Raw genomic sequence first — 14169 nt, 5'->3', positions numbered from 1 at the left:
CGGCAACCCCGAGTCATCGCCGACCAAAAGCTGCGGACCGGAAACCCTGCGCAAGACCTATGGCGAGCTGGGCAAGCTGGTCAAGGTGCCCAACCTGTGGCTGTATGCCGAGAATGACCAGTACTGGGGGCCCGAAGCACCCCGCCAGTGGCACGAGGCCTTCAAGGCCGGCGGCAGCGACACGCAGCTTGTCCAGACCGGGCCGGTGCAGGGGCATGACGGGCATTCGCTGCTGACCTACGGCGGCAAGATGTGGTCGGTGCCGCTGGACGCCTTTGTGCGCAAGGTCGGGCTGACGGCGCCCTGACTGACCACGCCCTGAATTTTCGCCAGGCATAAAAAAGCCCGGCGCCTTGCGGGCCGGGCTTTTTTGAGGCGGGTAGCGCGTTTACAACGTATCGATAAAGCTGCGCAGCTTGTCCGAGCGCGAAGGGTGCTTGAGCTTGCGCAGCGCCTTGGCTTCGATCTGGCGGATGCGCTCTCGCGTCACGTCGAACTGCTTGCCGACTTCTTCCAGCGTGTGGTCGGTGGACATTTCGATGCCGAAGCGCATGCGCAGCACCTTGGCTTCGCGCGGCGTCAGGCTGTCGAGGATGTCCTTGACCACGTCGCGCAGGCCGGCCTGCATCGCGGCTTCCAGCGGCGCGGTGTTGGCGCTGTCCTCGATGAAGTCGCCGAGGTGCGAATCGTCGTCGTCGCCGATCGGCGTTTCCATGGAGATCGGCTCTTTGGCGATCTTCATGATCTTGCGGATCTTGTCTTCCGGAATCTCCATCTTGGCGGCCAGGATGCTGGCGTCCGGCTCGAAACCGAACTCCTGCAAGTGCTGGCGCGACAGGCGGTTCATCTTGTTGATGGTCTCGATCATGTGCACCGGAATGCGGATGGTCCGCGCCTGGTCGGCGATGGAGCGCGTGATCGCCTGGCGAATCCACCAGGTGGCGTAGGTCGAGAACTTGTAGCCGCGRCGGTAYTCGAAYTTGTCGACSGCCTTCATCAGGCCGATRTTGCCTTCCTGGATCAGGTCGAGGAACTGCAGGCCGCGGTTGGTGTACTTCTTGGCGATCGAGATCACCAGGCGCAGGTTGGCCTCGATCATCTCTTTCTTGGCGTCGCGCGAGTTGGACTCGCCTTCGTTCATGCGCTTGTTGATGTCCTTGAGCTGGGCCAGCGGCACCACCACGCGGGCCTGCAATTCGCCCAGCTTGGTCTGCAGTTCCTGGATGGGCGGCACGTTGCGGGCCATCACCACCGACCAGGGCTTGCCGGATGCGACCTGTTTTTCAACCCATTTCAGGTTCAGCAGGTTGGGCGGGAAATCCTTGATGAAGATTTCCTGGGGCATGCCGCATTTCTCGACGATGATGCGGCGCAGCTCGCGCTCTTTCTTGCGCACGTCCAGCACCTGGCCGCGCAGCATGTCGCAGAGCTTTTCAATGGTCTTGGCGGTGAAGCGCACCGTCATCAGCTCGTCGCTCAGGGCTTTTTGCGACTTCACGTAAGTGGGCGTGCCGTAGCCTTCCTTGTCGTAGGTCTTGTGGACCTTCTCGAACAGGGTGGCGATCTTGTCGAAGCGGCTGAGCGCTTCCTTCTTGAGTTCCTCGAGCTTTTTGGTCAGGGCCTTGGAGCCGCCCTTGCCGTCGTCGTCGTCTTCCTCGTCGAATTCGTCGAAGTCTTCCTCGGCCACGTAGTCGTCGGCCTCGTTGGGGTTGGAGAAGCCGTCGACCACGGTGGAGATGACGATCTTGCCTTCGCGGATTTCCTCGCCCAGGCGCATGATTTCAGCGATGGTGGCCGGGCTTTCCGAGATGGCTTCCATCATCTTCATGAGGCCGCCCTCGATGCGCTTGGCGATTTCGATTTCGCCTTCGCGCGTGAGCAGCTCGACCGTGCCCATTTCACGCATGTACATGCGGACCGGGTCGGTGGTGCGGCCGAATTCGCTGTCGACGGTGGACAGCGCGGCTTCGGCTTCTTCTTCGGCTTCCTCTTCGGTCGCGACGGTCGGGCCGGTGTTGTTCAGCAGCAGGGTTTCGGCGTCGGGCGCCTGCTCGTACACGGCCACGCCCATGTCGTTGAGCATGTTGACCACGACTTCCAGCGTTTCAGCGTCGACCAGCTTGTCGGGAAGGTGGTCGGAGATTTCGCCGTGCGTGAGGTAGCCGCGCGTCTTGCCGAGCTTGATCAGGGTCTTCAGGCGCAGGCGGCGCTTGAGCATGTCTTCTTCGGAGAGGACGGTCTCGTCCAGGCCGAATTCCTTCATCAGGGCGCGTTCCTTCGCCTTGCTGATCTTCATGCGCAGCGGCTTGACCTTCTCGGTCGTTTCCGCCACGGGTTCGCCGACCAGGTCGTCCTCAATGTCGGACAGGTCGAGGTCTTCGCCGTCCTTGGGCGCGGCGGTGGCGTTCTTGGGCTTGCGGCCGCGCTTGGCGCCGGTGGTGGCGGCAGGCGCGCTGCCGTCGGCTGCGGGGTTCTTGGGCGGGCGGCCGGGCTTCTTTTTCACGGGCACGTCGGCAGGGGCGGCGGCTAGGGGCTTGGATTCAGGGCTGGACTTGGTCGGCACGGCAGGAGCTTTCTTCAGGGGCAAATCGGAAACCACGGATTTCAYGGTTTTCAGGGGGGCTTTGCTCACCAGGGCATTGGGTTTGCTGGGTTTGACAGAGATGGCGGTTTTTCCCGGTTTTTCAACCTTGGCGCTTTTGGCGGCAGGTTTGGCGGCGGCTTTGGCTGCTGCTTTGACTGGAGGCTTGCCTGCGGGCCGGGCAGCGGCTTTGGGCGCTGTCTTGGCTTTGGGCTTGGCGGCGGCTTTGGGCTGCGCGCCTTGCGGCTTTTTGGACGTGCTCGGCTTTTTCGGCTTGGCAGTAGGCATGGGACCTCCAGTAATCGGGAAAATTGTTCTAAATATCTATCAGCTACCAGTAAACAAAAATGCGCCTTGGCGCCTATGCAAAGCACAGGCACGGTGACAAGGATTCAGGGTCAGGAACGGGAGAGCGGAAAAACAGGCCGGGCAGCGCCAGAGGCACGTTGCGGTTTATTTTTCCGGGCAAGCTGTTTGGGCGAACATTTGGTGTGCAGTCCTTGCGGAATTCCCTGGGGGAAGTGGCCGTCTCATCTGTGAGTTCCCCGAAGTTTCGGGGTGGCCGGGCCGGAGGTGCTGCTGTCGCGCTTGCCGTCGAAAATCGGATTATACCCTGTTGCCTGTTTTTTGGGCGGTTTTTTGCCCCCAAAAACAGGTATTTTCCCGGTGCTTGCGGGAGCCTAGCGGGCGGTGTCGGCCGGGGCTTTGAGGCTGGCGGCCAGTTCCATGTAGCGTTGGCGGGCGTCCGGGTCGGTGGCGGCCCGGGCGGCCAGCTCGCTCATTTCCTGCTGGCGGCGCAGGCGCAGCAGCTGGTCCAGGATGCTGCGGACCTCGGTCCAGTCGCTTTCTATGCCTTCAGGGATTTGCGCGATCTGCGTCGTGGCATGCCTTTCGTGGGCATGGCCGCGCAGGCCCTCGCGCAGGGCCGCCCAGGGCTGGGGCCCGTGTTCGTGAAGCTGGCTCTCCAGCCAGACGAACAGCGGGCCGTGGGGCTCAGGCAGCTCGACCAGCAGATGGTGTTCTTCGGTGCTGAGCCGGTCCCAGGTCTGGGCTTCGGTCAGCAGCAGCCTGAGCACGCGGTCTTCGCGGCTGGCCGGCAGGATGCGCCCGGCCACGCGGCGCGGCGCCCGGGCGCTGCCGCTGCGCTCGCCGAAGCTGCGCCCCGGGGCTGACGGGGGCGGGTAATAACCGGAGGGCTCGGAGGCGCTGTAGTCGCGCTCTTCGGGGTAATCGGGCGGGTAGCCCCCCGGGTCGGGCATGTCCGCGTGGTGTACGGGGGCGGGCGCGGCGTCGGGCCTGTGGCCCTTGCCGGATCCGCGCGGCCCGCCGCTGCTTTTGTTGCCCGACTTGTAGCCCGTGGCGGCCGGCTGCCACAGCTGCAGCAGCTCGCGGCTGTCGATCAGCACCTTGTCGGCGATCTCGGCCAGCAACTGGCGCTTGAGGGCGCCGTCGGGCATGAGGTTCCACAGCGGGCGGGCATTGCTGGCCATGTGGGCGCGGCCCTCGGCGGTGTCCAGGTCGCAGCCCTCGGCGGCGGCTTCGAGCAGGAAGCGGCTCAGCGGCACGGCCTTGCTGACATAGGCGGCAAAGCCTTCCTTGCCGTGCTCGCGGATGTAGCTGTCGGGGTCGTGCTCGGCCGGCAGGAACAGGAACTTGACGGTGCGCACGTCGGTGGCAAAGGGCAGGGCGGCATCCAGCGCCTTGCGGGCGGCGCGGCGGCCTGCGCCGTCGCCGTCAAAGCTGAAGACCACCGAATCGGTGAAGCGGAACAGCTTTTGCACATGGTCGGCGGTGCAGGCGGTGCCCAGCGTGGCCACCGCGTTGGCAAAACCCAGCTGGGCCAGGGCTACCACGTCCATATAGCCCTCGGTGACCAGCGCATAGCCGTGCTCGCGCAGGGCGCTGCGGGCCTCGAACAGGCCGTAGAGCTCGCGCCCCTTGCTGAAGACCGGGGTTTCCGGCGAATTGAGGTATTTGGGCTTGTCGTCGCCCAGCACGCGGCCGCCAAAGCCTATGCATTCGCCCTTGACGTTGCGGATGGGGAACATGACCCGGTCGCGAAAACGGTCATAGCGCTTCGCCTCACCGGCCTGGTTTTCCTCGCCGGGTTCGCCGGTGATGACCAGCCCGCTTTCGACCAGCAGCGGGTCGTTGTAGTCTGGAAACACGCTGGCCAGGCTGCGCCAGCCCTCGGGCGCGTAGCCCAGGCCGAAGGTCTTGGCGACTTCGCCCGAGACGCCGCGACCCTTGAAGTAGTCGATGGCGCGCTCGGAGTTGCGCAGGGCCTTGATGTAGGCGACGCCGGCTTTTTCGAGCACGCTGGTGAGGGTGGCCTGCTGTTCGCGCATCTGCGCGGCCCGGGCGCGGTCCTGCGGCGAGACGTCGTCTTCGGGGACCTGCAGGCCGTATTGCTGGGCCAGGTCTTTCACGGCCTCGACGAAGTTCATGCCGCCGTGCTCCATCAGGAAGCTGATGGCGTTGCCGTTCTTGCCGCAGCCGAAGCAGTGGTAGAACTGCTTGGAGGGGCTGACACTGAAGGAGGGCGATTTTTCGCCGTGGAAAGGGCACAGGCCCATGAAGTTGGCGCCGCCCTTTTTGAGCTGCACGTAGCGGCCCACGATGTCCACCACGTCGGCGCGCGCGAGCAGTTCCTGGATGAATGTTTGTGGGATGGCCATGGGGGAGAGGGGGGTCAATTTAGCACACGCGTCCCGGCCCCCGGGAAGGGCGGTCCCTACGTCCTTGAGGGGAATGGGCGCTGGGCTGACACGCATTGGCGGCATCCGGCGGCAGCGGGAGCGCCCCGGCGCCTCCCACAATGGACTTTTCCCTGCCGCCCCGGGAGCGGGGCCATTCCAGACGCTTTCCCCCAACCTTGCCTATGTTGCCGGCCATCCCGGTGCCTTCGCGCTGCGGGTGCTCAAGGGTTTTCGCGCCAACCAGGGCTTGCTGCTGGCGGGGGCCGTGGCCTATTACGCGCTGCTGTCCGTCGTTCCGCTGCTGATCCTGGTGGCGATCGCGCTGTCGCATGTGGTGGACCAGCAGACCTTGCTGCAGGCGCTGGGCCGCTACATCGGCTGGCTCGCCCCAGGCCAGGGCGGCTACATCACGGCCGAACTGGCCTACTTCCTGGCGCACCGGGAGGTGCTGGGCTGGGTCTTGCTGGCCACCATGCTGTTTTTCAGTTCGCTGGCCTTCACGGTGCTGGAGAACGCGATGTCGGTGATCTTCCTGCACCGCGTGGCGATCCGCCGCCGCCATCTGCTGGTGTCGGCCATCCTGCCTTATTGCTACATCCTGTTTGTGGGCCTGGGCTTGCTGCTGGTGACGCTGGTGTCGGGAAGCCTGCAGGCGCTGGGCGAAAAAAGCCTGGACTTCCTGGGCTGGGAATGGTCGCTCAGCGGTTTTTCCGGCGTGCTGCTGTATTTGCTGRGCCTGATGGGTGAGGTGCTGCTGCTCACGTCGCTGTACATGGTGATGCCGGTGGGCCGGCTGCAATGGCGGCACGCGCTGCTGGGCGGGGCCACCGCCGCGCTGCTGTGGGAACTGACGCGCCGCCYTCTGGTGTGGTACTTCTCCACGCTGTCGCAGGTCGGCCTGGTGTACGRCTCGCTGACCACCGCCATCGTGGTGCTGCTGAGCCTGGAGGTCGCGGCCGCCTTGCTGCTGCTGGGCGCGCAGGTGATCTCGGAGTACGAGCGCCTGGGCACGGCCCGGCAGGACCAGCCTGCCAGGCCGATGCGCCTGGATTAATCGCCCAGCACAAGTCCCTCGCGCCGCGGATCGGCGCCGCCGAAGAAGCCCTCGGGCGTTTTCTGGATGGCCTGCAGGCCGCTGGTCATGGTCTGCTCGCGCACCTCGGCGCCGCGGCTGCGCAGCGCCTCGACGGTGGCCGGCGAGAAACGTTTTTCTTCCAGGATGCTGGGGCCGTTGAGCGAGCCGAAGTTGGGCAGGTCGATGGCCTGCTGGGCGTTCAGGCCCCAGTTCAGCGTGCCGTAAAGCGTCTTGGCCGTGAAGTGGATGATGAGCGCGCCGCCGGGGCTGCCGCCGCTCATGACGAGCTGGCCCGAGTTCTTGTCGAACACCAGTGTGGGCGCCATGGACGAGCGCGGGCGCTTGCCGGGCTGCACGCGGTTGGCCACGGGCTTGCCTTCGGCGTCCGCCGGCGCGAAGCTGAAGTCGGTGAGCTCGTTGTTGAGCAAAAAGCCGCCGGCCTTGCCGGTGCCGCCGTCGGTCATCAGGCGCGAACCGAACTGGTCCTCAATCGTGGTCGTCATGGCGATCGCGTTGCCGTAGCCGTCGACGATGCTGATGTGCGAGGTGCCGTACTCGGGCTGGTCGGGCATGGGCGCGTAAGCCGTCTTGACGGCGCCCGGCGCACCGGGTTTGGCGGTCTTCATGCTGGGGCCGGTGGGCTGTATCAGTTTGGCGCGCTCGCTCAGGTAGGCCGGGGCCAGCAGGCTCATCCAGCTGCCGCCGGGCGGCTGCACGAAGTCGGGGTCGCCCAGGTACTGGCCGCGGTCGGCGAAGGCCAGGCGTGAGGCCTCGGTGTACAGGTGCAGCCAGTCGGCCGAGGGAGTGGGCGAGACCGTGCCGGGAAGGCCGCCGGTGCCGGTGACCAGGCCCAGGGTGCTGGCCGGCGTGTTGTTCAGGATGCCGAGGATCTGCCCGACGGCAATCGCGCCCGAGCTGGGCGGCGGCATGCCGYACAGGCGGTAGGCCTTGCCGGCGGCGCTGTAATCGCTGCAGATCGGATCGCGCTTTTTGGGCTGGTAGCCGGCCAGGTCGGCCAGGGCCAGCTTGCCGGGGTTGGTGGCGTGGCCTTGCACCTTGGCGACGATGGCCTGCGCGACCTGGCCTTCGAGCAGCGCGCTCGATCCGCCGGCCGCGATCCGGCGCAGCACCTCGGCCAAGGCCGGGTTGCGCAGGGTCGCGCCCACGTCCACAGGGCTGCCGTCAGGCTTGTAGAAGTAGGCGGCGGCCGTCGCGTCTTTTTTCAGGTGCACTTCGCCCTTGAGCAGGGTGTTCAGGCGCGGGCTGACCTTGAAGCCGCCTTCGGCCAGCTGGATGGCCGGCGCGAACAGCTGGGCCCAAGGAAGCCGGCCGTACTGCTTGTGCGCCATCTCCAGCATGCGCACCGTGCCGGGGGTGCCGACGGAGCGGCCGCCGACCACGCCGTCGTAGAAAGCCATGGGCTTGCCGTCGGCGCCGATAAAGAGTTTCTCATCGGCGGCGGCGGGCGCGGTTTCGCGGCCGTCGAAGGCCTCGACCTTGCCGCCGCTGGCGTGCAGCAGGAACGCACCGCCGCCTATGCCGCTGGACTGCGGCTCCACCAGTGTGAGCACCATCTGCACGGCAATCGCCGCGTCCACCGCCGAGCCGCCGGCCTTGAGCACCTGGTAGCCGGCATCGGTGGCCAGCGGGTTGGCGGCGGCCACGGCGAACTTCTTCGTGGCCCAGCCCGGCTTGGGCGTGAAGCCCGAAGAACCTTCGGGCTGCATGTACTTGGCGCCGCGCGCGGCTTCGTCGGCCGGGACCTGGTAGGTGAAGGAGGAGGGGCTGCTGGCGCAGGCGGCCAGCAGCGCGGTCGCCGCCAGCGCCGGGAAGGCGTGTCTCATGGGATATCCTTGAATGTAGTTGTTGCTTGTCGCGGGGCCTGGGAACATCTCCTGCCCGCTGGCAAATATATCGAGCGGCCCCGCGCCCCACAATGGCGTTTCGGAGAAATCAGTCTTCCATGGAATTTGACAATCTCGATGCCCTGCGTGTGCTGCTGGCCACCGCGGAGACCGGCAGCCTCACGGGTGCGGGCAAGCGCTGCCGGCTTTCTACGGCCGCTGTCAGCGCGGCGATCAAGCGGCTGGAAACCTCATTGGGTGTGCGGCTGTTCGAACGCACCACGCGTGCCGTGCGGCCCACGGCCGAAGGCGCGGTCATGGTCGACCATGCGCGCCGCGCGCTCKAACTGGTGTCCGAAGGCCAGGCCAAGGTGCGCGCCGGCACTTTCGGCCTCACGGGCAGCATACGCATTACCGCCACGGCCATGCTGGCGCGCGAGATGCTCGCCTACTGGCTGGCGGAATTCGCCACCCTCCATCCTGGCATCGAGATCGACCTGCAGATCAGCGATGTGCGCGTGGACCTGGTGCGCGAAGGCATAGACGTGGCCCTGCGCAACGGGCCGCTGATGGATTCGACCCATTCGGCGCGCCTGCTGGCGCCGGCGCGGCGCGTGGCCTGCGCCAGCCCCGAGTACCTCGCGCGCCGCGGGACACCGCAGCAGCCCTGCGAGCTCGCGCAGCACGACTGCCTGGTCTGCCATGTGCGCGAGCGCCGGCAGGACCAGTGGCAGTTCGAATTGCAAGGGGAGGCCAGCGCGCCTTTCCAGGTTCGCGTGGCCGGGCCGCTGGCCTGCAACGACGCCTCGATCGCGCTGCAGTGGGCGCTGGAAGGGCGGGGCATCGTCTACCAGTCCGAGATCGACCTGATGGCCTCGCTGGCCGGCGGCAAGCTGGTGCGCCTGTTCGCGGGCCACCTGGGAGAGCCGGCGCCGCTCTACGCCGTGGTGCCGAGCCGGCGCTATGTGCCGGCCCGCGTCAACGAGGTGATAGACCGGCTGTCGGCGCTGCTGACCGACAGGCTGGCCGAGCTGCACCCGGCGTCACCCTGAATCGGCCAGTCGCGAAACTCAGCGTGGCGCGAGGCGGATGGCCCCGTCCAGGCGAATCACTTCGCCGTTGAGCATGTCGTTTTCGATGATGTGTTTGGCCAGCCGCGCGTAATCCTGCGGCGTGCCCAGGCGGGACGGGAAGGGAACGCCGGCGGCCAGCGAATCCTGCACTTCCTGCGGCATGCCGAAGAGCATGGGCGTGCCGAAGATGCCGGGCGCAATCGTCATGTTGCGGATGCCGTTGCGCGCCAGGTCGCGGGCAATCGGCAGGGTCATGCCGACGATGCCGCCCTTGGAGGCGCTGTACGCGGCCTGGCCGATCTGACCGTCGTAGGCCGCCACGGAGGCGGTGGAAATCAGCACGCCGCGCTCGCCGGTGGCTTCGGGCTCGTTCTTGCACATGGCATCGGCCGCCAGGCGGATCATGTTGAAGCTGCCGACCAGGTTGACGGTGATGGCCTTGCTGAACACGGCCAGGCTGTGCGCGCCGTTCTTGCCCACGGTTTTTTCGGCGGGCGCGATGCCGGCGCAGTTCACCAGGCCCATCAGCTTGCCCATGGCGACCGCCTTGGCCACCACGGCCTGGCCGTCGGCTTCCTGGCTCACGTCGCATTTGACGAAGGCGGCCTTGTCGGCGCCCAGCTCTTTGGCGATGGCTTCGCCCTTGTCGGCCTGCATGTCGGCGATGACGACCTTGGCGCCGTTGGCCACCAGCATGCGTGCCGTGCCTTCACCCAGGCCCGATGCGCCGCCGGTGACGATAAATACTTTGCCTGCGATATCCATGGTGTTCCTTGATGAAAGAGTGGGAGATTTAACGGGGGTTTGTGCGAACGCCGGGGCCCGCGCACAAGTCCGGGCGACATGACGTTAACGTAAACGTCAATTATGGCGCATGAAAAAAGCCCGGCGCCTGTCGGCGGCCGGGCTTTCGCAAAAAGAAAGGCGCTGGCTTACTTGTAGCCGACGCGGTCCAGCATCTGCTGCACCTTGAGCTGGTTGTTTCCCACGGCGCTGATCGGGATGGTTTCGGACTTGAAGCTGCCGTTGCCCGAAGGGCTCATGGCCTTGAGCGCCGGGTTGCTGACGCCCAGGCCCGGCACCGCGGCCCACTCGTTGTTGCCGTTGGCGAAGTACTCCTGCGCGCTCGGGCTGGCCAGGTATTCCATGAACTTGACGGCGTTGGCCGTGTTCTTGGCGTTCTTGGCGACGGCCGCGCCGGCGATGTTCACATGCGTGCCCCAGCTGTCCTGGTTGGGGAAGACCACGCCGACGCGGTCGGCCACCACTTTGTCATCCGGCGCGTTGGAGCGCATGATGCGCGCCAGATAGTAGGTGTTGGTCAGTGCGATGCCGCATTCGCCGCTGGCCACGGCCTTGATCTGGTCGCTGTCGCCGCCCTTGGGGTCGCGCGCCATGTTGGCCACCAGGCCTTTGAGCCATTGTTCGGCCTTGGCTTCGCCGATGTGCTCGGTCACGGCGCCGAAGAGCGAGAGGTTGTAGGGGTGGGCGCCCGAACGGGTGCACAGCAGGCCCTTGTTTTTCGGGTCGGCCAGCTTTTCGTAGGTGTCCACGTCGGCCTTTTTGACCTTCAGTTTGTCGAACACCACGACGCGGGCACGGGTGGAGAAGCCGAACCAGGTCGTGCCTTCGGCGCTTTCCTTGGCGCGCAGCTTGGCGGGAATGGCGGCTTCGAGGGCCGGCGATTTGATGGGTTTGAACAGGCCGTCCGCGTCGCCTTTCCAGAGGCGGGCCGCGTCGACCAGCAGGATCACGTCGGCGGGGGAGGCGGCGCCTTCAGCCTTCAGGCGTGCCAGGATGCCGGCGTCGTCGGCGTCCACGCGGTTGACCTTGATGCCGGTGGCCTTGGTGAAGTCGCTGTAGAGCTTTTCATCGGTCTGGTAATGGCGGGCAGAATACAAGTTGACCACCTGCTCTTGCGCTGATGCAAAACCTGCCAGCAACAGCAGCGACGAGAGAACTACCTTCTTGTACATAACTTTCCACTTTCTGACAGCTAATTTTTAAAGCCCGGCCATGATAAAGCAAATAAGAATCATTCTTGCCAGAGTCCCTACGTCACACAAGCTTTCGCGCGCGCCGGGATGGGGGCCGGGCGCCTGTCTTGCCCTGACGGTGATGCTGCTGGCCGGTTGCGGCACGCTGCCGACCGGCCCCGGTGCCCCTGTGTTGCCGCCGCCGGCCGAGGCCGCCAGAAAGCCGGTGCGCATAGGGCTGGCGCTGGGTGGGGGCGCGGCGCGCGGCTTTGCCCATGTGGGTGTGATCGCGGTGCTGGAAGAAGCCGGGCTCAAGCCGCAACTGGTGGTCGGCACTTCGGCCGGAAGCCTGGTGGCGGCGCTCTATGCCAGCGGCAAGACCAGCGCGCAGCTGCAGCAGACCGCGCTCAACATGGAAGAGGTTGCCATCACCGACTGGATGCTGCCCATCTTCGGGCGTGGCATGTTCCGTGGCGACGCACTGGCCCGTTATGTCAACGACCTGGTGGCCAACCGCACGATGGAACACATGGCGATTCCACTGGGCATCGTCGCCACCGACCTCAACAGTGGCCAGGCCGTGCTGTTCCAGCGCGGCGATACCGGCACGGCGGTGCGGGCATCCAGCGCGGTGCCGGYGGTGTTCCTGCCGGTGAAGATCAGCGGGCGCGAGTATGTGGATGGCGGGCTGGTCTCGCCGGTGCCGGTGCGATTTGCGCGGCAGATGGGCGCCGACATCGTGGTCGCGGTCGACATCTCCAGCCCGCCGGAAAACAATCCGGCCGGCGACACGCTGCAAATCCTGCTGCAGACCTTTGCCATCATGGGCAAAAGCATCAACCAGTACGAACTCAAGGATGCCGACGTCGTCGTGCGCCCCTCGCTCACCGGCCTCAAAAGCGCGGACTTCTCCGCGCGGCAGCGTGCCATTGATGCGGGCCGGGCTGCCATGCTGGCGGCGTTGCCGCAGCTCAAGGCTAAGCTCGAGGCTGCGGCGCTCGTTGCGCACAAGTAGCGGCCGCCGCCGCAAGCTAATTGCGCGCAAAAAAAAGCCCAATCTTGCGATCGGGCTTTAAGGGGTCCGTGAAAATGAATTTCGGAAGGGACCCGAGGAGACAACTGGCTTGAAATCCTGTTCAGTCAAACGGGATCTGCGAAACAGGCTCCATGAATGTGAGCGCGTAAAGCGCCATGATCAACGTTTTTTGGCGGTGGTCGTCTTGGTGGCGTTCACGGCCGAGGCAGCCACCGTGTTGAAGTTGGCTTCAGCGATGTCGCTGGCTTGCTTGACGGCTTTCTGGACCGACTCGAAAGCGTTGTTGGCTGCGGCGACGGCGCTCTTCAGGACAGCCACGGCGGTTTCGGAACCGGCCGGTGCGTTCTTGGCGGCGTTGTCGACCAGGCCGACGAATTTCTTCTGTGCATCAGCGGCCTGGCCTTCGAAGGTCTTGCCCAGTTCAGCGCCGGCGGCCGAAGCGATGTCATAGAGGTGGCGGCTGTAGGCGGCGGTCTTTTCAGCCAGGGGCTGGACCAGGCCGGCTTGCAGGGCCATCAGTTCTTGCGCGTCTTTCACACCCATCACGGCTTGCGTGTGGTTGGCGGTTTCAGCCAGGGCAGCCTTGGTGGCTTGCACGTTCAGCTCGACCAGCTTTTCAACGCCTTCGAAGGCTTTGTGGGTCAGGCCAAACAGGGTTTCGATGTTGGCTTTGTGGGAAGCGAGGACTTGTTCAGCGGTCAACATAATGAATCTCCAAATAGGTTTAGGTTTAGGTGAGGACAGTAGTTGCTTTGCGCTGAATTGCTGCACTGCAACATAAGCCCAAGTATAGGGAATGGCTGCACCATTGCAAGTATTTTATGTTGCAGTGCACCAATTTAGAGGTCACCCCCTAGGTAACGGTCTGAAACAGCACCAGAAAGTACCTTAAAAGAATTACTTTTCCCACCCGTATGCATCCATTTTGCTGAGTACCGCGCTCGGGCCACAATGGCTCCAATCCAGATCGCCACGCGCTCCTCACCTTGCAAGCCTTCTACGCCGACAACTTCGTTTTGCCGCTGCCGCCCGGCCACCGTTTCCCGATGGCGAAATACCGTTTGCTGCGCGATCGCCTGGTGAATGAACGTCCTCAGGTGCGCATGGCACAGGCGCCGGCCGCGACGGATGGTGAACTGGCATTGGTCCACACGCCGGACTACATCGCCGATATCAGCCATGGAACCCTGCCTGCTGCTGCCCAGCGCGAGATCGGTTTTCCCTGGAGCCCGGGCATGGCCGAACGCGCGCGCCGTTCGGCCGGTGCCACCGTCGCGGCGGCTCGCGTGGCCATCGGTTCGCCCGGCCGGCCGGGGGAGGGTATCGCCGCCAACCTTGCCGGCGGCACGCACCATTCCTATGCGCACAAGGGCGGAGGCTTTTGTGTGTTCAACGATGCGGCCGTAGCCGCCAGGCTGATGCAGGCGGAGTGGGCGCGGCAGCACCGCCACCCGCGCAAGCCGCTGCAGGTCGCCATCATCGACCTCGACGTGCACCAGGGCAACGGCACGGCCAGCATCTTCGCCGGCGACGCCAGCGTCTTCACGCTGTCGCTGCATGGGCAAAAAAACTTCCCGTTCCGCAAGGAGGCCAGCGACCTCGACGTGGACCTGCCCGACGGCTGCGGCGACGCGGCCTACCTGCAGGCGCTGGAGCAAGCGCTGGACGAACTGGAGCGGCGCTTCGAGCCCGGCCTGATCCTCTTCCTGGCCGGCGCCGACCCATACGAAGGCGACCGGCTGGGCCGCCTGGCTTTGAGCTTCGACGGCCTGGAGGCGCGCGACCGACGCGTCTTCGACTGGGCCTGGCAGCGCCGCGTCCCGCTGGCGTTTGCCATGGCGGGCGGCTACGGCGTCAACATCGACGAGACTGTGCAGGTGCAGAT

The 14169-nt window shown here is 65.4% G+C and carries 10 protein-coding genes and 1 pseudogene; 5 read left to right on the top strand and 6 right to left on the bottom strand.

Annotated elements, in window-relative coordinates; all coding sequences use genetic code 11:
- A pseudogene (locus AC1D0P_RS11490) lies at positions 1 to 307 on the top strand (dipeptidyl aminopeptidase); the annotation flags it as partial.
- An 81-nt stretch (positions 308 to 388) separates the two neighbouring features.
- Here AC1D0P_RS11490 and rpoD read toward each other — a convergent pair.
- Entirely contained in the window at positions 389 to 2869 is a 2481-nt protein-coding gene (rpoD, locus tag AC1D0P_RS11485) for an RNA polymerase sigma factor RpoD (protein WP_477676859.1), read from the bottom strand.
- 392 nt (positions 2870 to 3261) lie between these two features.
- Entirely contained in the window at positions 3262 to 5259 is a 1998-nt protein-coding gene (gene dnaG, locus AC1D0P_RS11480) for a DNA primase (RefSeq protein WP_477676858.1), read from the bottom strand.
- Positions 5260 to 5332: 73 nt separating this feature from the next.
- On the opposite strand from dnaG, the gene AC1D0P_RS11475 reads away from it, so the two are divergent.
- A complete protein-coding gene (locus AC1D0P_RS11475; protein WP_477676857.1) occupies positions 5333 to 6334 on the top strand; it encodes a YihY/virulence factor BrkB family protein in 1002 nt (333 codons plus the stop codon).
- Here AC1D0P_RS11475 and AC1D0P_RS11470 read toward each other — a convergent pair.
- Positions 6331 to 8199 (bottom strand): gamma-glutamyltransferase family protein, encoded by a 1869-nt coding sequence (locus tag AC1D0P_RS11470; RefSeq protein WP_477676856.1) that lies wholly within the window; start codon positions 8197 to 8199, stop codon positions 6331 to 6333. The genes AC1D0P_RS11475 and AC1D0P_RS11470 overlap by 4 nt on opposite strands.
- A 119-nt stretch (positions 8200 to 8318) precedes the next feature.
- Between AC1D0P_RS11470 and AC1D0P_RS11465 the strand changes: the two genes are divergently transcribed.
- Positions 8319 to 9251: a LysR family transcriptional regulator gene (locus AC1D0P_RS11465; RefSeq protein WP_477676855.1), complete on the top strand. Its 933-nt coding sequence runs from the start codon at positions 8319 to 8321 to the stop codon at positions 9249 to 9251.
- Positions 9252 to 9269: 18 nt separating this feature from the next.
- Here AC1D0P_RS11465 and AC1D0P_RS11460 read toward each other — a convergent pair whose 3' ends face one another.
- Together AC1D0P_RS11460 and AC1D0P_RS11455 are read right to left on the bottom strand one after the other, a co-directional pair.
- Positions 9270 to 10037, bottom strand: a complete 768-nt coding sequence (locus AC1D0P_RS11460; protein ID WP_477676854.1) for a 3-hydroxyacyl-CoA dehydrogenase — start codon at positions 10035 to 10037, stop codon at positions 9270 to 9272.
- A 167-nt stretch (positions 10038 to 10204) separates the two neighbouring features.
- The gene (locus AC1D0P_RS11455; protein ID WP_477676853.1) at positions 10205 to 11248 is read right to left on the bottom strand and encodes an extracellular solute-binding protein; all 1044 of its coding nucleotides are present in this window, start codon (positions 11246 to 11248) and stop codon (positions 10205 to 10207) included.
- Positions 11249 to 11390: 142 nt separating this feature from the next.
- Here AC1D0P_RS11455 and AC1D0P_RS11450 point away from each other — a divergent pair, with 142 nt between their 5' ends.
- Entirely contained in the window at positions 11391 to 12263 is an 873-nt protein-coding gene (locus AC1D0P_RS11450) for a patatin-like phospholipase family protein (RefSeq protein ID WP_477676852.1), read from the top strand.
- A 180-nt stretch (positions 12264 to 12443) separates the two neighbouring features.
- Here the strand turns inward: AC1D0P_RS11450 and AC1D0P_RS11445 are convergent, their stop codons facing one another.
- On the bottom strand, positions 12444 to 12992 hold the full coding sequence (locus AC1D0P_RS11445; RefSeq protein WP_477654277.1) for a phasin family protein: 549 nt from the start codon (positions 12990 to 12992) through the stop codon (positions 12444 to 12446).
- A gap of 278 nt (positions 12993 to 13270) precedes the next feature.
- On the opposite strand from AC1D0P_RS11445, the gene AC1D0P_RS11440 reads away from it, so the two are divergent.
- A partial coding sequence (locus tag AC1D0P_RS11440) for a histone deacetylase family protein (protein WP_477676851.1) occupies positions 13271 to 14169 on the top strand: 899 nt, incomplete at its 3' end.

This window comes from Polaromonas sp. P1_G2 (assembly GCF_056405515.1).
The sequence above is the reverse complement of the archived record's forward strand: the minus strand, read 5'-3'. Positions and strand labels throughout refer to the sequence as shown.

What these genes read in the sequence shown, in the direction of transcription:
- AC1D0P_RS11455 (WP_477676853.1), bottom strand. Translation starts at nt 11,248, where the DNA reads ATGTACAAGAAGGTAGTTCTCTCGTCGCTGCTGTTGCTGGCAGGTTTT.
- AC1D0P_RS11460 (WP_477676854.1), bottom strand. Translation starts at nt 10,037, where the DNA reads ATGGATATCGCAGGCAAAGTATTTATCGTCACCGGCGGCGCATCGGGC.
- dnaG (WP_477676858.1), bottom strand. Translation starts at nt 5,259, where the DNA reads ATGGCCATCCCACAAACATTCATCCAGGAACTGCTCGCGCGCGCCGAC.